Origin of the sequence: Actinocorallia populi (assembly GCF_002995495.1) — a bacterium.
GTDB classification, from domain to species: domain Bacteria; phylum Actinomycetota; class Actinomycetes; order Streptosporangiales; family Streptosporangiaceae; genus Actinocorallia; species Actinocorallia populi.
The window spans coordinates 298,724-319,578 of the sequence record NZ_PVZV01000007.1 but is presented as its reverse complement, the minus strand read 5'-3'; the positions used below and the strand labels follow the sequence as shown (position 1 = coordinate 319,578).

General features: G+C 71.9%; 20 protein-coding genes and 1 pseudogene. 9 read left to right on the top strand and 12 right to left on the bottom strand.

Annotated elements, in window-relative coordinates; all coding sequences use genetic code 11:
* Positions 1-76 precede the first annotated feature (76 nt).
* From C2865_RS28240 to C2865_RS28230, 4 genes and pseudogenes are all read left to right on the top strand, one after another.
* Positions 77-394 carry a YciI family protein gene (locus tag C2865_RS28240; RefSeq protein WP_106401627.1) on the top strand — a complete coding sequence of 106 codons (318 nt, stop codon included), beginning with the start codon at positions 77-79 and terminating at the stop codon, positions 392-394.
* A 67-nt stretch (positions 395-461) separates the two neighbouring features.
* Positions 462-1,679 (top strand): annotated as a pseudogene (locus tag C2865_RS41905) (RNA polymerase sigma factor); the annotation flags it as partial.
* A 78-nt stretch (positions 1,680-1,757) separates the two neighbouring features.
* Positions 1,758-2,438: a site-specific integrase gene (locus C2865_RS41900; protein WP_408608336.1), complete on the top strand. Its 681-nt coding sequence runs from the start codon at positions 1,758-1,760 to the stop codon at positions 2,436-2,438.
* Between the two features lie 220 nt (positions 2,439-2,658).
* Complete coding sequence (locus tag C2865_RS28230) at positions 2,659-3,642, top strand: hypothetical protein (protein WP_106401625.1); 984 nt, start codon at positions 2,659-2,661, stop codon at positions 3,640-3,642.
* 23 nt (positions 3,643-3,665) lie between these two features.
* Here the strand turns inward: C2865_RS28230 and C2865_RS28225 are convergent, their stop codons facing one another.
* From C2865_RS28225 to C2865_RS28210, 4 genes are all read right to left on the bottom strand, one after another.
* Complete coding sequence (locus C2865_RS28225) at positions 3,666-5,876, bottom strand: hypothetical protein (protein WP_106401624.1); 2,211 nt, start codon at positions 5,874-5,876, stop codon at positions 3,666-3,668.
* Positions 5,873-6,613: a hypothetical protein gene (locus C2865_RS28220; protein ID WP_106401623.1), complete on the bottom strand. Its 741-nt coding sequence runs from the start codon at positions 6,611-6,613 to the stop codon at positions 5,873-5,875. The genes C2865_RS28225 and C2865_RS28220 overlap by 4 nt, the downstream gene beginning before the upstream one ends.
* Before the next feature lie 65 nt (positions 6,614-6,678).
* Complete coding sequence (locus C2865_RS28215; RefSeq protein ID WP_106401622.1) at positions 6,679-7,320, bottom strand: Crp/Fnr family transcriptional regulator; 642 nt, start codon at positions 7,318-7,320, stop codon at positions 6,679-6,681.
* Positions 7,321-7,395: 75 nt separating this feature from the next.
* A complete protein-coding gene (locus C2865_RS28210; protein ID WP_106401621.1) occupies positions 7,396-7,950 on the bottom strand; it encodes a TetR/AcrR family transcriptional regulator in 555 nt (184 codons plus the stop codon).
* 157 nt (positions 7,951-8,107) lie between these two features.
* On the opposite strand from C2865_RS28210, the gene C2865_RS28205 reads away from it, so the two are divergent.
* From C2865_RS28205 to C2865_RS28185, 5 genes are all read left to right on the top strand, one after another.
* Positions 8,108-9,010 (top strand): oxygenase MpaB family protein, encoded by a 903-nt coding sequence (locus C2865_RS28205; RefSeq protein ID WP_232835844.1) that lies wholly within the window; start codon positions 8,108-8,110, stop codon positions 9,008-9,010.
* A 142-nt stretch (positions 9,011-9,152) separates the two neighbouring features.
* Positions 9,153-9,638, top strand: a complete 486-nt coding sequence (locus C2865_RS28200) for a hypothetical protein (protein WP_106401620.1) — start codon at positions 9,153-9,155, stop codon at positions 9,636-9,638.
* 70 nt (positions 9,639-9,708) lie between these two features.
* On the top strand, positions 9,709-10,311 hold the full coding sequence (locus tag C2865_RS28195; RefSeq protein WP_106401619.1) for an FMN-binding negative transcriptional regulator: 603 nt from the start codon (positions 9,709-9,711) through the stop codon (positions 10,309-10,311).
* A 66-nt stretch (positions 10,312-10,377) separates the two neighbouring features.
* Positions 10,378-11,139 carry an SDR family oxidoreductase gene (locus C2865_RS28190; RefSeq protein ID WP_106401618.1) on the top strand — a complete coding sequence of 254 codons (762 nt, stop codon included), beginning with the start codon at positions 10,378-10,380 and terminating at the stop codon, positions 11,137-11,139.
* Between the two features lie 56 nt (positions 11,140-11,195).
* On the top strand, positions 11,196-11,801 hold the full coding sequence (locus C2865_RS28185; protein ID WP_106401617.1) for a TetR/AcrR family transcriptional regulator: 606 nt from the start codon (positions 11,196-11,198) through the stop codon (positions 11,799-11,801).
* 13 nt (positions 11,802-11,814) lie between these two features.
* Here the strand turns inward: C2865_RS28185 and C2865_RS28180 are convergent, their stop codons facing one another.
* The 8 genes from C2865_RS28180 to C2865_RS28145 all read right to left on the bottom strand — a co-directional run bounded on the left by C2865_RS28180 (position 11,815) and on the right by C2865_RS28145 (position 20,800).
* Entirely contained in the window at positions 11,815-12,930 is a 1,116-nt protein-coding gene (locus C2865_RS28180) for a zinc-binding dehydrogenase (protein WP_106401616.1), read from the bottom strand.
* Complete coding sequence (locus C2865_RS28175; RefSeq protein WP_106401615.1) at positions 12,927-13,340, bottom strand: acyl-CoA thioesterase; 414 nt, start codon at positions 13,338-13,340, stop codon at positions 12,927-12,929. The genes C2865_RS28180 and C2865_RS28175 overlap by 4 nt, the downstream gene beginning before the upstream one ends.
* An 11-nt stretch (positions 13,341-13,351) precedes the next feature.
* Positions 13,352-14,044 (bottom strand): nitroreductase family protein, encoded by a 693-nt coding sequence (locus tag C2865_RS28170; protein WP_106401614.1) that lies wholly within the window; start codon positions 14,042-14,044, stop codon positions 13,352-13,354.
* A gap of 62 nt (positions 14,045-14,106) precedes the next feature.
* On the bottom strand, positions 14,107-14,736 hold the full coding sequence (locus tag C2865_RS28165; RefSeq protein ID WP_106401613.1) for an MBL fold metallo-hydrolase: 630 nt from the start codon (positions 14,734-14,736) through the stop codon (positions 14,107-14,109).
* A complete protein-coding gene (locus C2865_RS28160) occupies positions 14,733-15,818 on the bottom strand; it encodes an S-(hydroxymethyl)mycothiol dehydrogenase (protein WP_106401612.1) in 1,086 nt (361 codons plus the stop codon). The genes C2865_RS28165 and C2865_RS28160 overlap by 4 nt, the downstream gene beginning before the upstream one ends.
* A 60-nt stretch (positions 15,819-15,878) precedes the next feature.
* Positions 15,879-16,646, bottom strand: a complete 768-nt coding sequence (locus C2865_RS28155) for an enoyl-CoA hydratase (RefSeq protein WP_106401611.1) — start codon at positions 16,644-16,646, stop codon at positions 15,879-15,881.
* Positions 16,643-18,817, bottom strand: a complete 2,175-nt coding sequence (locus C2865_RS28150) for an acyl-CoA dehydrogenase family protein (protein ID WP_106401610.1) — start codon at positions 18,815-18,817, stop codon at positions 16,643-16,645. The genes C2865_RS28155 and C2865_RS28150 overlap by 4 nt, the downstream gene beginning before the upstream one ends.
* 48 nt (positions 18,818-18,865) lie before the next feature.
* The gene (locus C2865_RS28145; protein WP_106401609.1) at positions 18,866-20,800 is read right to left on the bottom strand and encodes an acetoacetate--CoA ligase; all 1,935 of its coding nucleotides are present in this window, start codon (positions 20,798-20,800) and stop codon (positions 18,866-18,868) included.
* Positions 20,801-20,855: the final 55 nt, after the last annotated feature.

The window sequence follows — 20,855 nt, the reverse complement described above, 5'->3', positions numbered from 1 at the left end:
GGAACGCGTTCCCTGTCACATCATCCCGATCGACGGAGGGGCGTAAGGCGAAACGGAAAACGAAGAAGGAGCGGATATGCGATACCTGATGACCACCAAGGGCGGCGCCGAGGCGGACGAGAAGCTGTTCGCCGAGATGGGGGCGTTCGTCGAGGAGATGACCAAGGCCGGCGTGCTGCTGGCCACCGGCGGGCTGGAGCCGCGCGGCCTGCTCGTCAACTCCTCCGGTGGCGAGATCACCGTGACGGACGGGCCGTTCCTGGAGGCCAAGGACGTGGTCGCCGGGTTCGCGCTCGTCGAGGTGCGCTCCAAGGAGGAGGCCATCGAGGTGGCACGGCGCTTCCGGAAGATCGCCGGCGACGGAGAGAGCCAGATCTGGCAGGTCTTCGGCTGACGCGCCGTCCACGGGGCGCGCACCGCTCCGGTTGCGAGCGCACCGGGGCGGTGTTGTGATTCCCGCTATGACGGTCGAGGACGTTCACCGCACGATCGACGCGGTCTGGAAGCTGGAGGCCGCGAAGATCGTCGCCGCGCTCACCCGGCTGGTCCGCGAGGTGGGCCTGGCCGAGGAGCTGGCGCAGGACGCCCTGGTCGCGGCGCTGGAGCAGTGGCCGTCGCAGGGCATTCCGGGCAACCCGGCCGCCTGGCTGATGACGACGGCCAAACGCCGGGCCATCGACCACCTGCGCCGCCTCGAACGGCTGGAACGCAAGCAGGAGCAGCTCGCCCACGAGCTGGAGCAGGCACCGGAGCCCGAGCCGGAGCAGGGCGACGACGTGCTGCGCCTGATGTTCGTCTCCTGCCATCCGCTGCTGTCCACCGAGGAGCGGGCCGCTCTGACGCTGCGGCTCCTCGGCGGCCTCACCGCGGGGGAGATCGCCCGCGCGTTCCTCGTCTCCGAGCAGGCGGTCGTCCAGCGCGTCGCGCGGGCCAAGCAGGCGCTCGCCGACGCGGGCGTCCCCTTCGAGCTCCCCGACGGGGCGGAGCTGGCCGAGCGGTTGTCGTCCGTGCTCGAGGTCATCTACCTGATCTTCAACGAGGGCTACTCCGCGACCTCGGGCGAGGACCTGATCCGCCCCGCCCTCTGCCTGGAGGCGCTGCGCCTCGGCCGGATGCTGGCCGGGCTCGCACCCGGCGAACCCGAGGTCCACGGCCTCGTCGCGCTCATGGAGATCCAGGCGTCACGCTCGGCCGCGCGCACCGGCCCGTCCGGGGAGCCGCTCCGCCTGCACGAGCAGAACCGCGGCCGCTGGGACCCGCTGCTCATCCGCCGCGGCATGGCCGCCCTGCTCCGCGCCCGCGAGAACCCCCGCCCGCCCGGCCCTTACGTCCTCCAGGCCGCCATCGCGGTGACGCACGCCCGCGCCCGCACCGCCGAGGAGACCGACTGGCCGCAGATCGCCGCCCTCTACGACGCGCTGCTCCACGTCCTGCCCACCCCCGTCGTCCGGCTCAACCGCGCCGTCGCGATCGGAATGGTCCGCGGCCCAGAAGCCGCCCTGGCCATCGTCGACGAGCTGACCGGCGACCCGTCCCTGAAGGACTACCACCTCCTCCCCAGCGTCCGCGCCGACCTCCTGGCGCGGCTCGACCGCCCCGCCGAGGCCCGCACAGAGTTCGAACGCGCCGCGTCCCTGGCCCGCAACGCCGCCGAACGCGCCTTCCTCCTCGACCGCGCCGCCGCCCTCCCCGCCGCCCCGCCCGACCAGGGCGTCACCCTCGCCGAGGCGGCGGAGGCCTTCCTCACCCGGGACGACCTGACCCCCTCCACCCGCCGCTCCTACACCCAGACCCTCCACCGCCTGCTCCGCGCCCTCGGCGCCCGCACCCCCCTCACGACCCTCACCCCCGACCACGTGGCCCGCGCCTTCACCACAGCCTGGCCCGACGCGGCACCCAAGACCTGGAACCGCCACCGAGCGGCCGTCCGCTCCTTCACCGACTGGACCTCCGCCCCGCCCCGCGCCTGGCTGGAGACGGACCTCTCGTCGTCCCTGCCCCGCCACCGCGAATCCGGCGCCCCCCGCACCCCCCTGCACCCGGACGAGTTCGCCCGCCTGCTGGCCCGCCCCGACATCCCCCTGAGGGAACGCGCCCTGTGGTCCCTCCTGTACGAGTCCTCCACGACGATCGCCGAGGCCCTCGCCCTCAACGTGGAGGACCTCAACGTCGAGGACCTCGCCCCGGACCGGCTCCCCGCCGCCGCAGACCTGCTCCTGGGCCTCGCCGCGGGCCGGACCCGCGGCCCGGTGTTCCTCTCCGACCGCCGCCCAGCCCCTTCCCGCACTCCCGGCCCCGCCGACCTCTGCCCCGACACGGGCCGCCGCCGCCTCTCCTACGAACGCGCCGAATACGTCTTCAAACAGAAGACGAAACCCCTGGACCCGTCAGGCCGCGGCTACACCCTCCACCAGCTCCGCCACGCCCGCCCGCGCTGACCTCGGGCCTCTTTCCACGCGAGACGTAGAGAGCCTTCTCCCCGCAGCGGGGCCGTCCCTCGCAAAGCCGGAAAGAACTTATCGACGCTCGATGCCGTTGTCTTAGGGCAGAGGCGGTCACCGAGCTGCATTTCGCCGACGGTCCGGTTCCAGGCCGCCGACCAGGAAGAGGCCATGGCCGGTTCCTGGCGATGCGTACCTGCTTCCGACGGAGGGAATCATGGGGCTGGAGCACAAGGGCATCTCGTACATCGTCGAAGGCAGGAGCGATGACGCCGTGCGGCGTGATCTGCAGGTCATCGCCGAGGAACTGCACTGCACGACGGTGATGCTCATCGGCACGGACACCGAAGCGCACATCGAGGCCGCGGAACGCGCGTTGGAAGCAGGACTCGACGTCTATGTCCGGCCGTCGTTCCCCGACCGGCCGCGTTCGGAGCTCCTGGCCCACCTGGCGGCGACGGCGACCGCCGCGGAGGCTCTACGCGTCCGGTACCCCGGCCGGGTCACGCTACTGGTCGGGAGCGAGTTCTCCTTCACGGCCCCGGGAATGATCCCGGGGCCGAACACTTTCATCCGCCTGCAGATCCTGGTACGGCCGCGGTTGCTGCGGCTGTTCGAACGCCGGATCACCCGCAAGCTCGACATGCTGCTCGCGGACGCGCTCGCCACGGCCCGCGACGCCTTCCACGGCCCGGTCACCTATGCCGCGGGCGCCTGGGAGAAAGTGGACTGGTCCGGCTTCGACGTCGCGGGCGTCAACCTGTACCGCCTCGGCACCGACCCCGCCGCCTACGAGAGAAGGCTGCGCTCCCTCCTGGAGAACGCCGGCAAACCAGTTGTCATCACCGAATTCGGATGCGGCGCCCACATCGGGGCCGACAGGCGAGGGCCGAGCTCCTTCCGGATCGTCAAATGGCTCACCGAGACACCCCACGTCAAGGACGGCAACGTACGCGACGAGCCCACCCAGGCGAAGTACCTCGCCGAGCTCATCGACCTGTACGCCGCGCACGACGTCCACGGATGCTTCGTGTTCACGTTCGTCATGCCGAGCTTCCCCCACCACACCGAGCCCCGGCACGACCTGGACATGGCGGGCTTCGGCGTGGTGAAGGTCCCCGCCGACGCACCCGGCACCTGGCAGCCCAAAGAGGCGTTCCACGAGGTCGCCCGCCGCTACGCGGCGCTTCGCCCCCCGTGACCGGCCCGCCATCGAGCCGGACCTCAGGAGGGCCGCCGGGCCCGTCCTCGTGAGCGGTTCTCGAAGAGGGATCGGAACCAGACCCAGAGGATCAGCAGCCACCTCTGCCAATCGGGCTGGAGCAGCCGGACGTACACCGCTTCCCTGACCCTGCGCCACTCGGGTCTCCCGTTCGACCACGACGTGACGAGGTTCAGCAGCAGCCGTCCGCCTCCCGTCGTGCTCTCCGCCGCGTCGAGAAGCGATGACAGGACGAGAGGGCGCAGCGCGGGCCGGGCGACGGCGGTCTCCAGCCAGAGGCGGAGGACCTCTTCGAACTCGGGGAGCCGGCGTTCAGGTCCTGAGGCGATGCCGAACGCCACGGACCACGCGGGGGTGAGGCCGGCGAGGTCGACGGGGGCATGGCCCGACAGGAAGACCGGCGGGCCCGAGCCGTTTCGTTTTCCGGCCAGGGCGAGGAAGACCTCGGCGCCCAGCGACGCCTGGAGCGTGATGCCCCTCGTGGAGCGGTCGTCGGCGCCTCTCGTCCAGGACAGGAGCAGGTCGAGTACGGGCCAGGGGTACTCGGCGGCCAGTTGCAACAGGTTCTTCAAGAGGAGGGGGCGAAAGCGGGAATCGCCCTGCGCGGCCAGGAAGTCGATGATTCCGAGGACGTCGCGGAGCTCGGCCGGGCCGCCCTGGGGCAGCAGCGTGCACAGCAGCCGCAGCCCCACCTCGATTCTGTTGATGTTGGCGCGGTCGGACATGCGGGCCGCGGTTCGGCACCACTGCAGTGCCGTCCGGAAGACCGCCGGGGGATTGTTCCTCGCGAGGGAACAGGCCACCTCGAACACCTTGTCCCGGATCTCCGCGTCCCCGTAGGTCGCCAGATGCTTGAGGCGGGTCAGCGCGATGGACAGGTGGGTCTGCCCCAGGACTTCACAGACCTGGATGACCGTCAGTTTCAACGACCGGGGAGCGGTCCGCTCCTTGGACCAGAGGTAGAGCCGCGTGCGCACCCGGCCGCCGACGCGCGGGTGGAGGCAGGTTCGGGCGAGCACGATGTAGGCCAGATCAGCGGTCCGCCGACGGCCGTCCGCCCAGTGCTCCGCCCGCTGGACGATCTTCTCCGGAAGGTTGTAGTCGGCTGCCAGGTCGGCGAACGATTCGACGAGCCGGTACCGGAGCGCGGGTTCCAGGGTGACGACGGGGTCGGTGGGCAGCTCCGACAGCCAGGACAGCAGGTCCAGCCGGGCCAGCGGGTGCTGGGTGCAGACGTGGCGCAGGACCGATTCGGCGTAGCCGAGCCTGCGGAACACGATCCGGTCGCCGTCCTCGCGTTCGGCGTCCAGCAGGCCGTCCAGCGCGGCGGACGGATGCCATGCCAGACCGCCGCCCTCCAGGGGGACGTCCAGCCGCTTGGCCAGGGTCAGCGCCGCGCCGTACACGCTGTCCTCGTCCGCCGGGGCGATCGTCGTGGCGGCGATCATCAGGATCCGTTCCAGCAGCCCGTGCTGGCCGAACCAGCCGCGCAGCTCCTCACCCCACCCGAGGTAGGCCTGCTCCACCTGGTACGCGTCGCCGCCCCTCTGGACGGCGTCCCACACGAGGTCGGCGAGGCGGCGCCCGTGGCCGGGAAGGGACCCGTCCAGCAGGTCGCGGGATCTGGGCCAGTCGTACCAGCGGGTGGAGCCCAGACCGCGGCGCTCCAGCCTGCGGCGGTAGACGGCCTCGGCCGGAGGCGGCTCGACCAGGACCATCTGGAGGTGGTCGGCGAACCGCCGCTGTTCGGCCTCCGTGCCCATGACCACCAGATAACCGCCGGACGAGAGGACGGCCTCGACACAGGACCGGAGCCGCGACGTGTCGTCCTCGTCGGCCGCGCGCACCAGGTACCCGAGCACACCGCTGATCCTTATCTCCTCGACATCGTCCTTCTCGGTGGCGAACAAGCGGATCGCCAGCCCGGGGCGGAGTTCCCGCAGGGCCGCGATGGCCGCCGTCTTCACCCCGGAGCCGTCCGGTCCGGCGAGCGCCAGGACGTGGAAGTTCCGGAGCGCCTTGACGATCTGGACGTGGTTGAAGGCGGGCACGTACTCCTCGACCCGCTCGTCGATCTCATCCGAGGACAGCACCATCGAAGCGCGGTGGCGCACGAAGTTGAGCTGCTGGAGGATGACGTCGCCGCCGATCTCGTTTCCGAAGACGTTCTGGTTGCCGTCCCCGTTGATCGTGACATCCTCGTCCACCGTCACGGCCGCCCCATCTGGAAGCCGCCGCTGATCTGGTTGCCGAAGACGTTCTGGTTGCGGTCACCGTTGACCGTCACCCCGCCGGGCGACGTCCCGCCGGGCGGAGCGGCGGACGGCGCGGCGGGAGCGGCCTCGGGCGGTGTGCCGTTCCGGGAGGGCACGGGCACGTAGAGGTGGGCGGGCCGGTCGAACTGCTTGACCTTGACCCGTACCTCGGTGAACCGGCTGGTCCGCAGGCCGGTACGGCCGCCGCGCACGTAGGCGGTGAAGACCTCCTCCGACAGCAGGAAGGCGGTGAAGGTGGCGTCCGGGTCGCTGTGCTTCAGTGCGTCCCGCAGCGGACCGGCGTCGAGGAGCCGGTTGACGTCGATGACCGCGGTGGAGATGCCGGGCGCGTCCGGCCGCTCCTCGTCGAGCAGGCCGACGTGCACCGCCGCCCGCAGCCGCAGGCGCATCCCGCGTGCCCGCAGCCGGGGCGCCGCCTGGGCCAGGGCCTCCTGGAGCCACAGGGGGAACGGGTCGATGAGCGTGGGGATCACCCGGTGCGGCAGGGCGGTGAGGAGCCCGTCACCGGTGCTCTCCAGGAACCGGACGGCCTGCCAGACCTCCCCGAGCCCACTGGCTTCGAAGGCGGAGGCGACGGCGGAGCGGATCTCCAGGTGGAGGTCGGGCAGGTCGTTGTCGCGGTGGCCGCTGAACTGCTCGGCGTCGACGACGAGCAGCGCGTGAAAATCTTCCATGATGTCTCCCGGAGTCGTGAAGTAGCACCACTCTGCTGAGATGACATTGGCGGAGATGTCTGAAATCAGATGTCCCGCTGGCCCGAACCGGCCAGTGCCCGCAGTCCGGCGAGATCGCGGACGACGATCCTGCGCCGTTCGGTGCGGACGAGACCCCGCTCCCGGAAGCGGGACAGGGCGGCGGCGACCATGCTGCGCGACAGGCCCACCGCCTGCCCGATCTCCGTCTGGTCGAGGTTCACCTCCGGCAGGCCGTCGGCGCCGGGCGTCGCGAGCCGCTCCAGCGCGCGGGCCACCCGCGGCCCCGCGGGCAGCGCTGCCAGCTCCGCCCGCCACGCCTCGCCCTCGAGTATCCGCCGCATCGTGCGCCGCAGCAGCGCCTCCTCCAGGCCGTGCGCCCGGATGAGCTCCCGGAAGCGGTCGGCGGCCAGCACCCGCGTGATGCACGGTTCCAGCGCGACGACGGTCGCCGAGCGGTCGTGCCGGCCGATCACGCCCACCGACCCGAGCAGCTCACCCGGACTGCGCACGGCCAGCAGCAGCACCGTCCCGTCCGCGGAGCCGGTCAGCACCTTCACCCGGCCGGACAGCAGGATCGACACATGTGTCGGCGGGTCGCCCTGCCGCAGGATGTTCTCCCCGGTGCCGAACCTCACCTCGGCGCCGGTCGCGGCGAGCGGCTTCCACGTTTCCGCAGAGAATTCCACGCATCCTGTCTGTCATGGATCGTCATGGTTCACGGTGGAATCTGGGTTTTGTGATGGTGAGGTGACCGCCGGGGGTCATCTGCTGATGTAGCGGATGATGAGTTCGGCGAGTTCGTCGACCATGCGGTCGTGGGGGATGGGCGGGCGGTCGAGGACGTAGCGGATGGCGAGCTGGCCGACGGTCTCGGTGATGATCCACAGGGCGGCGTCGATGTCGAGGCCGGGGCGGAAGCGGTCGCGGTTGAGCAGCAGGTAGATGCGGACCATGTCGGTGAGGCGCTGGCGGAGGGCGTCGAGCTTGTCGAAGGGGCCCAGCCGGGGGACGTGCTCGACGACGACGCGCAGGAGGTCGGCGTTCTCCTCCAGCAGGCGGATCTGCGCCTCGAGGAGGGAGCGGCCGCCGGACTGCCAGGGGCCGGACATGGCGGCCTCGATCTCGGCGCCCAGCCGCTCGGCGAGGTGGTCGGCGAAGCGGTCGAGGACGGCCACCACGATCGCGTCCTTGTTGGGGAAGTACTGGTAGAGGGAGCCGTTGCTCAGGCCGGCGGCGGCCGCGATGCGGTTGGTGGAGGCGCCGTCGTAGCCGCGTTCGGTCAGAACGCGAGTGGCGGCGTCCAGGATGCGCTCCATGGTGCGGCGCGACCGTTCCTGGCGGGGGATCTTCCGTGGTGAATGCGCTGGCAGGGGCGGCAACGGACATCACCTTCCGAACGCGACTTGTAAGCGACTACTTATTCGCGTTTAGCTTATGGGGACATCCTTCACCCGTCATCCCTGAGGAGGAGCGGTGAGTCTCATCGAGGAAGGCGTCTCCCGTGGAACGGCGGAACGGGACCCCGAGCCGTTCGGGCCCGGTTCCCTGCTGTGGGACCAGATCGGCCTGTACACCTCGGCGCTGGCCGGGAACAGTGTGTTCATCCTGCAGACCATGCATCCGGCGATCGGCACCGTCGTCGACCGGCTGTCCAGCTTCCGCACCGACCCCGTGGGGCGTGCAAGGCGCAGTTTCGCCTCCGTGCAGACCTGGGTCTACGGCGGGCAGACCGCACTCGAGGAGGGCCGGCGCCTCCGCGAGATGCACAAGCCGCTCAGCGCCGTGGACGAGCACGGCGTGCGCCATCACGCATTGTCCGCCGAACCCTGGGCCTGGGTGCACCTGACCGGCTTCTACGCCGCCGTCACCGCGCCCCGCTACTTCGGCACGGAGCCGCTGACCCCGCAGAAGGAACAGCAGATCTTCGACGAGTTCATGCGACTGGGGCGCATCCTGCAGGTGCCCGAACGCATGCTCCCCCCGACCATCCCCGACTACTGGAAGTACTTCGACGCGATGGTCGCCGACACCCTCGTCCCCCACAAGGTGGCGCTCGAGGTCCTGGACGCGATGGACAAGGTCCCGGCCGGCATCCCCGCGCCCCTCCGCCCGGCACTGGCCCCGGTGATGGCGACGGTCGGCAACCTGGGCCGCTTCATCACCGTCGGCACGCTCCCGCAGGCCGCCCGCGACAAGCTCGGCCTGACCTGGACGTCCCGCGACGAGCGCCTCCTGCACGTGGCGGGCCAGGCCATCGCCCGCTCCACCCCCCTCCTGCCCGAGCGCCTGCGCTACATGCCGATCGCCTACCGAGCCCGCCAGGCCGCCCGCGCCCGCGAACGCCTGGACCGCGCCCTGGCCGCCCGCCCCCTGTAGCCCTCCACGGGGGCGTCGGCCTGGACGGCGCCCTCATCCGGAGGGCCTACGCCCGAATCGGGAGGTGGATCACCCCGCCGGGGGAGCGGGTTGGCTCTCCGGCGGGAAGCGGGTTCCGCGGGGCGCTGCCACGATCTGTGACATGAAGCCCTCGACGGCCGCCTGGGCCGGAGCCGCGTCCCTGCTCCCCTACGTAGTGATGAAGACCTATTGGGCGTTCGGCGGAACGGCCGGCAAGCCGCCGGGCGACCTGGCCGCGCAGTTCCGGGAGAACGGCGCTCCCGAGGCGCTGGTGTGGATGGAGCAGCACGGCCTCGACTTCACCGTCCTGGGCGCGTTCGCCGGAATGCTGCTCCTGGCCGCCCTGGTCCTTCCCTGGGGGAGGAGGCTGCCCCGCTGGTCGCTCCTGTTCCCCGGCTGGGCCTGCGCCCTCCTGCTGACCCCGTACGGCCTGGCCACCATGGTCGCCGCCCCCTTCGGCCTCACCGTGGGCGACGCCGGGGGCTGGTCCCCCTGGGTGGGCGTCATCGGCGGCCTGGCGTTCGCCGGGCTGGGCGCGTCCCTCGCCGTGTGCGCCCTGCCCCACCGGCGCTCCGCAGGTAGGACACCCGTGCCGGAGAATTCATAAATCTCCGTTATTTGCCGATGAATGGCCCGCGTATTTGTCGCCGTGCGCCGGCGCATGGGAAAGTGTCGAAATGACATACGTTCCCGAGAGGATGCCGCAGCCGAGCAGGGCACGGGCAGCGGAATTCGCGAAGGGCATCGGATTCGGTTCGGTGTTCGTCGAGGCGTCCCGTCTCGCGGTGGCGCACGTGCCGATCCAGGTGGTCCTCGACGAGGGCACGGGGCTTCCCGCCGAGGTCGTCTTCCACTTCTCCGTCAAGAACGAGCTGGTCGGGCTCCTGGCGGGGTCGGCGCGGGCGCTCCTGGTCTTCCGCGGGCCGGACGGGTACATCTCCCCGCGCTGGTACGACCAGGAGAGCTTCCCCACCTGGGACTACGCCTTCGTGCACATGACGGGCCTCGCCGGGCCCGTCGCCGAGGCCAGGCTTCGCCGCCATATCAAGGACCTCGTGGAGCGTTTCGATCCCGGATTGGCCTTCGGTGAGGAATTCATCGACCGGTACATAGGCGGTATCCGCGGATTCTCGATGTCCTTTCCCGAGGTCGAGCCATTGTTCAAACTCAGCCAGGACAAGAACGAGGCGTCGGTGAACGGCGTGCTCCGCGGGCTCCGGCGACGCGGGGAGAGCCTCGACGGGCGGCTCGCGGACGCCATCGAGGCGGTGCGGCGGTAGACCGGCTGCCGCTCGATAGACTGCGGGTCTCGTATCGGACCTCTCATGGCATACCGGGAGTGACTCATGGACCTGTTCCGGCTGGACGGCAAGACCGCGCTGGTCACCGGGGGGACCCGGGGCATCGGGCTGATGATCGCCCGGGGCCTGCTGGAGGCCGGGGCGGCCAGGGTCGTCATCAGCTCCCGCAAGGCCGCCGCGGTGGACGAGGCCGTCGCCGAGCTCTCCAAGGTCGGCGGCGGGGAGGTCGTCGGGGTGCCGGCCGACCTGTCCACCGAGGAGGAGTGCCTGCGGCTGGCCGGGACCGTCGAGGGGCCGCTGCACATCCTGGTCAACAACGCCGGCGCCACCTGGGGAGCCCCGCTGGAGGAGTTCCCCTCCTCGGCCTGGGACAAGGTCATCGACCTCAACCTGAAGTCCCCCTTCTACCTCACCAAGGCGCTGGTGCCGCGCCTGCGCGAGGCCGCCACCGCCGACGACCCGGCGCGGATCATCAACATCGGCTCGATCGACGGCATCATGACGCCGGGCCAGCGCTACTCCTACACCTCCAGCAAGGCCGCGGTCCACCAGCTCACCCGGGTGCTGGCCAAGGAGCTCGGACCGCAGGCGATCACCGTCAACGCGATCGCGCCCGGCCCGTTCGAGTCCAAGATGATGGCCGCGACGCTCGACGCGTTCGGCGAAGCCATCGCCGAGGCGGTGCCGCTCAAGCGCATCGGCCGCCCCGACGACATGGCGGGCGCCGCCGTGTTCCTCGCCAGCCGCGCCGGGTCGTACGTGAACGGTGCGGTGATTCCCGTGGACGGCGGCCTGACGGTCGCCTAGTCTCTGGTGACTCCCGGCCCGTGCCGGGATCCGGGCGAGTACAGGAGTGGCGGCGCATGGCGGCTGAGACCGTCCAGGAGGCTTGGGCGGACCTGCCGCCCACGGCGCAGAGGCTGCTGATGGCCGCGCTGGACGCCTTCGGCGAGCAGGGTTACCACGGGACTTCGACCCGCCAGGTGGCGTTGCGTGCGGGGATGAGCCCGGCCGCGATGTACATGCACTTCGCCACCAAAGAAGCGCTGCTGTACGAGATCGCGCGCACCGGGCACGAAGTGAACTCCGAGCAGGTCCGCCGGGCCTGCGAAGAGCATCCGGATCCGGTGGAGCGGGTGCGCGCCATCGTCGAGGTGATGGTCTCCTTCCACGCCGAGCACCACACCCTGGCGCGGGTGGTGCAGTACGAGCACACCTCGTTGTCCCCGGCCCGCCAGCGGGAGCTGATCGTGATCCGGCGGCGGACCGAGGCCTTCCTGCGCGAGGCGATCGACGAGGGCGTCGCGGCCGGGCTGTTCGAGGCCGCGGCGGCGCCCATGGCCACCACGGCGATCATGTCCCTGGCGATCGACGTGGCCCGCTGGTACCCCAGCCAGCGCAGCCGCGGCGCGGACCAGATCACCGCGGCCTACGCCGACCTGGCGCTGCGCATGCTGGCGTCCCGCTAGCGGGACGGGACCGTCAGAAGAGCACGACCTGCCGGACGGCCTCGCCGGTGTGCAGCCGGTCGAAGCCCGCGTTGACCTCCTCCAGCGGCAGGGTGCCCGTCAGCAGCCGGTCCACCGGGAGGACGCCCTCGCGGTACATCTCGATGAAGCGGGGGACGTCCCGCCGGGGCGCGCAGGAGCCCAGGTAGCTGCCGCGCAGGGTCTTCTCCTCGGCGACGAGGCTGAGCGCGGGCAGCGCCAGCTCCCTGCCGGGAGCGGGCAGCCCCACGGTGACGGTGGTGCCGCCCGGGGCCGCCGCGTCGTAGGCCTGGCGCAGCACCGGCACGACGCCCGCGGTCTCGATGACCTTGTCCGCGCCGCCGCCGGTGATCTCCTTGAGCTCCGCGACGGCGTCCGGGCCGCCCGCCACGGTGTGGGTGGCGCCGAGTTCGCGGGCGAGTTCCAGCTTGGCGGGCACGACGTCGATCGCGACGATCGTCTCCGCGCCCAGGGCCTTGGCCGCCAGCAGCGCCGACAGGCCGACGCCGCCGAGCCCGAAGACGGCGACGCTGTCGGCGGGGGCGACCTGCGCGCTGTGCAGGGCGGCGCCCGCGCCGGTCAGCACCGCGCAGCCGAACAGCGCCGCGATCTCGAACGGCAGGTCGGAGTCGACTTTGACCGCCGACTGCTGGGAGACCACCGCGTAGTCGGAGAACGCCGAGACGCCCAGATGGTGGTTGATCCGCCCGCCGTCGATGCGGCGCCCGCCGCCCAGCAGGGTGCCCGCGCCGTTGGCCGCCGCGCCCGGCACGCACAGGGCGGGCCGCCCGGACCGGCAGCGGGGGCACCGCCCGCAGGCCGGCACGAACGCCAGCACGACACGGTCGCCGACGGCGAACTCCGCTCCCTCACCGGCCTCGACGACCTCGCCGGCGGCCTCGTGCCCCAGCGCCATCGGCAGCGGCCGCACCCGCGACCCGTTGATCACCGACAGGTCGGAGTGGCACAGTCCCGCCGCGCCGATCCGCACCAGCAGCTCGCCCGGCCCCGGCGGGTCGAGCGTCACCTCGGTGACCTCCAGCGGCCGGGAGGCCGCGTAGGGCGCCTCCCTGCCGAGTTCGGTCAGCACCGACACCCGGGTCCTGGTCATGACGCCACCACCAGCTTCTCCATGGCCTCGCGCATCCGCCCGGTGATCGGCACGGGACGGCGGGTCTCGCGGTCGACGAAGACGTGGGTGAAGTCGCCGTGGGCGATGAGGGTCTCGCCGTCGGCGCGGTGCAGGCCGATCTCGTACCTGACGCTGGAGGTGCCGAGCCTGCCGATGCGCAACCCCACCCTGATGACCTCGGGGAAGCGGGCCTCGGCCTTATACTCGCAGCGGGATGCCACGCACATGCCGATGGTGTCACCGTGGAACGGGTCGAAGCCCGCCTCGCGGATGAGCCAGGTGTTGGCCACGGTGTCCATCATCTCGTAGTGGATGACGTTGTTCATGTGGCCGTAGCAGTCGTTGTCGTTCCAGCGGGTCGGGACGCTCTCCCAGTACAGGTAGCTCACGGGAAACTATCCTACTGGTCAGTAACATCGGGTGGTGTGACGGGGCTCCCATCGAAGGAGTCGAAAGTGGCGAACTCCGACACCGCCGCACGCCGCAGCCGTGTCGGCCTGCGCACCGGATGGCCCAGGAACACCACCGACGCCAGCGCGACGCCGTCCGGAGCCCCCAGCAGTTCGCGCACACCCTCCTCCTGGCGGATGTGGATCGTCGTCATCACCCCGCCCAGGCCCTCCTCGCGCGCCGCGAGGAGCAGGTTCCACACGAACGGGTAGACCGACGCGCCGCCCGCGAACGTGTAGCGGTCGTGGTCGCGGTCGACGGCCGCCAGCTCGTTCAGGTCGGCGAACACGGCGAGCATCACCGGCACCTTGTCCATGTTGAGCGCGAAGTCGGCACGGTGGTCCTCGGCGGGCTCCCGGTCCAGCGCCGCGGCCTCGGCCTCCCGGTCGGCCAGCGGCGACCACGCCCGCAGCCCCGCCTCGCCCAGCGCCCGGTAGTCCCGCCAGCCCGGCAGGTACAGGTCGCGCATCTTCGCGCGGACCTCGGGGTCCTTGACGACGACGACCCGCCATCCCTGCTTGTTGCCGCCGCTGGGCGCGAACCGGGCGGTGTCCAGGATGCGGTGGACGACGGCGTCGGAGACGGGTTCCTCCGTGAACTCCCTGATGGCGGCGGTGCCGCGCAGAGCCTCGAGCAGTTCCATGACCGCATCGTGTCATGCCGGGCGGACCGCCGACCGCGGCCCGCCCCCGTATCACCGGAGGCTCAGTGGCCCCGGTCGAGCCACTCCTGCAGATGCGGGGCCTCGTCCCCGATCCTGGTGGAGTCGCCGTGCCCGGTGTACACCTTCGTGTCGCCGGGCAGGGTCAGCAGCTTCTCCCGGATGGAGCCGATGATGGTCGGGAAGTCCGAGAACGAGCGCCCGGTCGCGCCCGGACCGCCCTGGAAGAGGGTGTCGCCGGTGAAGACCGTGCCCAGCTCCGGCGCGTACAGGCAGACGGCGCCGGGCGCGTGGCCCGGGGTGTGCAGGACCTTCAGCTCGATCCCGCCGACGGTCAGGGCCTGCCCGTCGGCCAGCTCCCCGTCGGGCCGCCGGTCCGGGTGCGTCATCTCCCACAGCGGCAGGTCGGCCGGGTGCAGCAGGATCGGCGCGTTCGTGGCGTCGGCGAGGACGGGGGCCGCGTCGATGTGGTCGTTGTGGGCATGGGTGGAGACGATGGCCTTCAGGGTGCGTCCGCCCAGCGCGTCGCGGATGGCGGCGGCGTCGTGGGCGGCGTCGATGACGATGGCCTCGTGCTCGTCGCCGATGATCCAGACGTTGTTGTCGACGTCCCAGATGCCGCCGTCCAGGGAGAAGGTGCCGGAGGTGACCAGGTGGCTGATGGCGGCGGTCACAGGATCACCACCGAGCGCAGCACGTCGCCGTGGTGCATCTTGGCGAACGCGGCCTCGATGCCATCGATGCCGATGGTCTCGGTGACGAACGCCCCGAGGTCGAGGCGGCCCTGCAGGTACAGGTCGATGAGCATGGGGAAGTCCCGCGAGGGCAGGCAGTCGCCGTACCAGGAGGACTTCAGCGCCCCGCCGCGGCCGAAGACCTCCAGCAGCGGCAGCTCCAGCCTCATCTCCGGGGTCGGCACCCCGACCAGGACGACGGTCCCGGCCAGGTCACGGGCGTAGAACGCCTGCTCATACGTCTCGGGACGGCCCACGGCCTCAACCACGACGTCCGCGCCGAACCCGCCGGTCAGCTCCCGGATCGCCTCGACCGCGTCGGTCTCCTTGGAGTTGACGGTGTGGGTCGCGCCCAGCTCGAGCGCCTTGTCGAGCTTGCGCTGGTCGATGTCCACGGCGATGATCCGCCGCGCTCCGGCCAGCCGCGCCCCCATGATCGAGGCCCCGCCGACGCCGCCGCACCCGATGACCGCGACCGAGTCGCCCCGGGTGACGCCGCCGGTGTTGATGGCGGCGCCGATCCCGGCCATCACCCCGCAGCCGAGGAGACCCGCGACCTCCGGCTTGGCCGCGGGGTCGACCTTGGTGCACTGCCCGGCGGCCACCAGGGTCTTGTCGGCGAAGGCCCCGATCCCCAGCGCGGGCGACAGCTCGGTGCCGTCCTCCAGGGTCATCTTCTGCTTGGCGTTGTGGGTGTTGAAGCAGTACCACGGACGCCCGCGCAGGCAGGCGCGGCACTGGCCGCAGACGGCCCGCCAGTTGAGGACCACGAAGTCACCGGGCGCGACCTCGGTGACCCCGTCGCCCACGGACTCCACGATCCCCGCCGCCTCGTGGCCCAGCAGGAACGGGAACTCGTCGTTGATCCCGCCCTGCTTGTAGTGCAGGTCCGTGTGGCACACCCCGCACGCCTGGACCTTCACCACGGCCTCGCCCGGCCCCGGGTCCGGAATGATGATCGTCTCCACCCGTACGGGTTCGTTCCTGCCCGGTGCGACGACCCCGCGTACCCGCTGCGCCATGTGCCTCGTGCCTCCCTTTTTCGCCGGTCAGAGACCATCCTCTCAGAACGTTCCCCGGTGTCAGGGCCTGCGGAAGGTGCGGTTCAGGGTTTCGCGGGTGGCGGGCCGGGTGGAGGAGTCCGCCTGCGCCCAGGCCTCGAAGGCGAGGGTGGCCTCGAAGCCCTGGGTGGCGGCCAGCCCGACGGCGGTCTTGATGTCGCGGGCCAGCCCCGGCGGCACGGAGGCGAACCTGCCGGCCATCTCCAGGGCGGCGGCCAGGGGGTCGTCGTGCAGTTCCAGGGCCAGGCCGTGCCGGACGGCCTGCTCGCCCGCGAGGGTGCCGCCCTCCAGGAGGACGGCCAGGGCGCGCTGGCGGCCCAGTGCCTCGACCAGGAAGTAGGTGCAGCCGCCGCCGGGATGCAGGCCGATCCGGCTGAACGTCGCGCTGAACTTCGCCTGCGGCGCGGCCAGCCGCACGTCGCAGGACATCGCCAGGTTCAGGCCCGCGCCGATCGCGTGGCCCTGCACCGCGGCGATCGTCGGGATGGGCAGGTCCCGTACGGCCAGGAAGGCGTCGTACATGCGGGCGGCGTCGTCGCGGATCTCCCGCACCGGCAGGTCCTCGGCACCGAAGAGCTCGCCCAGGTCCGCGCCGGAGCAGAACGACCGGCCCGCTCCCGTGACGATCAGGACCCGCGCGTCATGGTCGGCCCGCAGCCGGGCGGCGCAGTCGACGAGGTCGTCGCGCATCGCGAAGCTGATGGCGTTGTGCCGCGCCGGGTCGTCCAGCGTCAGCACCCGCACCCCGCCGTCGCGGCTCTCCAGCCGCAGCGTCTTCCACCGGCTCATGCCCGTCCTCCTCGATCGTCCTGTACGTCTGCCTGTACGGCCACTTGTACGTCCACGCCGGTCGATCCCCACAACCGGTCGTCGCCGGGCCCCGGCCCGGCGGCGCGGGCGAGTGCCCCGGCCCAGTGCCGGGCGTCGGCCCATTCGTCCCGCCACGCCCACAGTCTGCGGGTCGTGTGGTGCAGGGGGTGTTCGCGGGTGACGCCCATCGCGCCGTGCACCTGGTGGGCGGCGGCGGCGACCTCTCCCGCGGCCTCGGCCAGCCACAGGCGCAGCGCCGCCACCGGGGCGCCCGTCCCGGCCTCGGCCGCCCGTGCCAGCGCGGTCTCGGCGCCCTCGACGCGGGCGGCGGCTCCGGCCAGCGTCAGGGAGACCGCCTGGAACGCCGCGAGGGGGCGGCCGAACTGCTCGCGGGTGCGGGCGTGGTCGGCGGCGAGCCGCAGCGCGGTGCGCAGGGCCCCGACGAGCTGGGCCCCCTGCAGGAGGGCGGCCCGTTCCACGACCTCCTCGCGGGAGACGTCGCAGGCGATCCGGTGGCCGGGCGGGATCCGGCACCCGTCCAGGTGGACCGTGTCGCGGGGCTCGCCGGCCAGGTTCCGCCCGGGTTCGACCCGCCAGCCGGGGACGGTGCCGTCCAGCAGCACCAGCTCCCCGTCGAGCGGCACGACGACCAGGTCGGCGGCGGACGCCCAGGGCACGCGTTCGATCGTCCCGTCGAGCGTCTCGCCCGTCCGCAGCCCGGGTCCGGGCAGTGCGACCGTGGCGGTCATCCGGGCGGGGAGGGGCCGGCCGGCCCGGACGAGCAGCCGGCAGGCCAGGGAGGTCTCCAGGAGCGGGACGGCGGCACCGTGTTCGCCGACCGCCTCCAGCAGGGTCAGCAGTTCCGTCAGGGTGCCGCCCTCACCGCCGAGCTCCTCCGGCAGGCCCGCGCCCGCCCAGCCCAGCTCGCGCAGCTCCTCCCACAGGCCGGGGTCCTGCCCGCGCCCGGCCAGGACGTCCGCCGCCAGCTCGCCGAGCGGCGTCCGGCCCGGCCGGGAGGGCGCGTCCGAGGTGAGGCCCTTGGCGACGATCGTGCCGAGGATCTCCGTGGTGCCGCCGCGCAGGCTGAAACCGGGAACGGCGGGCACGGCCTGGGCCATCAGCCGTTCCAGCCCGCCGCCGTCCGGGTCGGGCAGGGCGCCGCGGACCCGCCGGACGGTCTCGACGACGTCCTTCTCGAAGGCGGTGCCCAGCGACTTCAGCAGGGCGGCCTCCCTGATGGGTGCGCGCCCCTCGTCCATGTCGGCGGCCACCCGCCAGGCCATCGCCCGCAGCACGGACAGCCGGGCGGTCAGCTCCCCGGCGGCCTGGACGGCCAGGGAGTCGCCGGGGTCGACGTCGGCGACGAACGCCGCGAGCAGGGGATAGGTGCTGAGCACCCGTTCCGCGCCGCCGCGTTCGAACGACAGCTGCTCGGTGACCTGCTTCCAGCCCTGGCCCTCGACGCCCAGCAACCGGTCATGGGGGATGAGCACGTCGTCGAAGAACACCTCGTTGAAGTGGTGCTCCCCGGAGAGGTCGAAGAGGGGCCGGACGGTCACACCGGGCGTCGCCAGGTCCAGCAGGAACTCGCTGAGCCCCTCGTGCTTGCGGCCGGTCGCGTCGGTGCGCGCCAGGACGTAGGCGTGGGTGGAGCGGTGGGCGTGGCTCGTCCAGACCTTGCGCCCGTTGAGCAGCCACCCTTCGCCGGTGCGGGCGGCGGTGGTGCGCACGGCCGCCAGGTCGCTGCCGGCCTCGGTCTCGCTCATCGCGACGCAGAAGGTGATCTCGCCGCGGGTGATGCCGGGCAGGAACCGCCGCTTCAGTCCGGCCGAGCCGTGCCGCAGGATCGCGGGCCCGATCTGCCGGTCGGCCATCCAGTGCGCGGCCACCGGGGCGCCCGCCCGCAGCAGCTCCTCGGTGACGACGAGCCGGGCGAGGTGGGAGCGCTCGGCCCCGCCGTACTCGCGGGGCCAGGTGAGCCCGATCCAGCCGCGCCCGGCAAGGGCGCGGGAGAAGGCGGTGTCGTGCTCGCGCAGCCAGGAGTCGCAGCGGGGGGCGAAGCGGCCCTCCTCCTGCCACTCCCGGACGAACGATCTGACCTCGTTCCTCAGCTCCCGCAGACCCTCGGCCGAATCACGTTCTGTTCTCATGGGCGGCAGTCTGCCGTCTCCTGTGGCGGCCGGTCGAGTGCGGGCCGGTCATGCGGAGGCGTCCGGCACGTAGTGGTCGAGGACCGACGGGTCGGCGAGGGAGCCGCGGTTGACCGCCTTGTCCGGGTCGACGCCCTGGAGGATCTTGCGGACGGGGACCTCGAGCTTCTTGCCCGACAACGTGCGAGGCACCCCGGGGACCGGCACGAAGCGGTCGGGCACGTGCCGGGGCGAGAGGTCGGCGCGCAGCGCCGCCCGCAACCGGCCCAGCAGCTCCTCGCCCAGCTCCGCGCCCGGGGCGAGCTGCACGTACAGGATCAGCTCGCCCTCCGCGCCGAGCCCGCCGGTGTCGATGACCAGGCTGTCGGCGATCTCCTCGAACGACTCCACCACCCGGTAGAAGTCGCTGGTGCCCATGCGGATACCGCCCCGGTTGAGGGTGGAGTCCGACCGCCCGTAGATGACGCAGCCGCCGTCGGGGAGCACCTTCACCCAGTCGCCGTGCCGCCATACGCCGGGGAAGTCCTCAAAGTACGCCTCCCGGTAGCGCACGTTCCCCGGGTCGTTCCAGAACCCGACGGGCATGCACGGCATCGGCTCGGTCAGCACCAGCTCGCCGACCTCGTCCACGACCGGGCGGCCCGCCTCGTCGAACGCCTCGATCTTCGCGCCGAGCGCGCGGCACTGGATCACCCCGGCGCGCACCGGCAGCAGCGGCACCGGTCCCACGAACCCCGAGCACACGTCCGTGCCGCCCGACAGCGAGCCCAGCAGCACGTCCCGCTTGACCTCCTCGTACACCCAGGAGAACCCCTCGGGCGGCAGCGGCGAGCCGGTCGAGCCGATCAGCCGCAGCGCCGACAGGTCCAGGCTCGCGCCCGGCGTGAGCCCCGCCTTGCGGGAGGCCATGATGTACGGGGCGCCCAGGCCCAGATGGGTGGTGCCGGTCTCGGCGGCCAGCCGCCACAACACCTCCCCGGCGGGCGCTCCGTCGAACAGGACGATGGTCGCGCCCAGCATCAGGCCGCTGACCAGGTAGTTCCACATCATCCAGCCGGTGGTGGTGAACCACAGGAACACGTCGTCCGGGCCGAGGTCCTGGTGCAGGGCGAGGGACTTGACGTGCTCCAGCACCATCCCGCCGTGCCCGTGGACGATCGGCTTGGGCAGCCCGGTCGTCCCGGACGAGTACAGGATCCACAGCGGCTGGTCGAACGGCACCCGGTCGAAGGCGGGCTCGGCGGGCCGTGCGAGCTCGTCGTAGGGGAGCGCGCCCGCCACCGGCTCGCCGGGGACGACGTCGATCAGCACGGTGGCGGCCAGCGTCGGCAGGGCCGCGCGGATCTCCGCGAGGGTCTCGCGCCGGTCGAAGACCCTGCCGTTGTAGACGTAGCCGTCCACCGCGAGCAGGACCTTCGGCTCGATCTGCTGGAACCGGTCGATGACGCTCGGCGCCCCGAAGTCCGGGGAGCACGACGACCAGGCCGCGCCCAGCGAGGCCGCCGCCAGCATGACGACCAATGCCTCCGGCCGGTTCGGCAGGTAGCCCGCGACCCGGTCGCCGCGGCCGACGCCGAGCGCGGCCAGGCCCGCCCGCGCCCCGGCCACCTGCTCGGCCAGCCGGGCCCAGGTGAGCTCCACCGTGGTGCCGTCGTCGGTGCGGTAGACGACGGCCGTGCGGTCGGGCCGCTCGGCGGCGTGCCGCAACATGTTCTCGGCATAGTTCAACCGCGCCGAGGGGAACCAGCGCAGCCCGTCCACCGGGGTGGGCCCGCCCTCGCGCACCGGCCCGTCACCGCGGTCCCCGACGATCTGGAAGTGGTCCCAGACCGTCTGCCAGAACCCGTCGACGTCCGCCACCGACCAGCGCCACAGCTCGTCGTAGTCACGAGGCCGCGACGGCAGCGCCCGCATGAACGCGGTGATCCTCGCCCGTTCGACGGTCTCCTGCGACGGCTCCCACAGGGTGATGCCCTCCTGCACGGCGGCCTCCCGGCTATTTTGAAACGGCGTTTCCCAGACGTAATAGATTTAATCA

What these genes read in the sequence shown, in the direction of transcription:
- C2865_RS28240 (WP_106401627.1), top strand. Translation starts at nt 77, where the DNA reads ATGCGATACCTGATGACCACCAAGGGCGGCGCCGAGGCGGACGAGAAG.
- C2865_RS28230 (WP_106401625.1), top strand. Translation starts at nt 2,659, where the DNA reads ATGGGGCTGGAGCACAAGGGCATCTCGTACATCGTCGAAGGCAGGAGC.
- C2865_RS28220 (WP_106401623.1), bottom strand. Translation starts at nt 6,613, where the DNA reads ATGGAAGATTTTCACGCGCTGCTCGTCGTCGACGCCGAGCAGTTCAGC.
- C2865_RS28210 (WP_106401621.1), bottom strand. Translation starts at nt 7,950, where the DNA reads ATGGAGCGCATCCTGGACGCCGCCACTCGCGTTCTGACCGAACGCGGC.
- C2865_RS28200 (WP_106401620.1), top strand. Translation starts at nt 9,153, where the DNA reads ATGAAGCCCTCGACGGCCGCCTGGGCCGGAGCCGCGTCCCTGCTCCCC.
- C2865_RS28195 (WP_106401619.1), top strand. Translation starts at nt 9,709, where the DNA reads ATGACATACGTTCCCGAGAGGATGCCGCAGCCGAGCAGGGCACGGGCA.
- C2865_RS28190 (WP_106401618.1), top strand. Translation starts at nt 10,378, where the DNA reads ATGGACCTGTTCCGGCTGGACGGCAAGACCGCGCTGGTCACCGGGGGG.
- C2865_RS28185 (WP_106401617.1), top strand. Translation starts at nt 11,196, where the DNA reads ATGGCGGCTGAGACCGTCCAGGAGGCTTGGGCGGACCTGCCGCCCACG.
- C2865_RS28180 (WP_106401616.1), bottom strand. Translation starts at nt 12,930, where the DNA reads ATGACCAGGACCCGGGTGTCGGTGCTGACCGAACTCGGCAGGGAGGCG.
- C2865_RS28170 (WP_106401614.1), bottom strand. Translation starts at nt 14,044, where the DNA reads ATGGAACTGCTCGAGGCTCTGCGCGGCACCGCCGCCATCAGGGAGTTC.
- C2865_RS28160 (WP_106401612.1), bottom strand. Translation starts at nt 15,818, where the DNA reads ATGGCGCAGCGGGTACGCGGGGTCGTCGCACCGGGCAGGAACGAACCC.
- C2865_RS28155 (WP_106401611.1), bottom strand. Translation starts at nt 16,646, where the DNA reads ATGAGCCGGTGGAAGACGCTGCGGCTGGAGAGCCGCGACGGCGGGGTG.
- C2865_RS28150 (WP_106401610.1), bottom strand. Translation starts at nt 18,817, where the DNA reads ATGAGAACAGAACGTGATTCGGCCGAGGGTCTGCGGGAGCTGAGGAAC.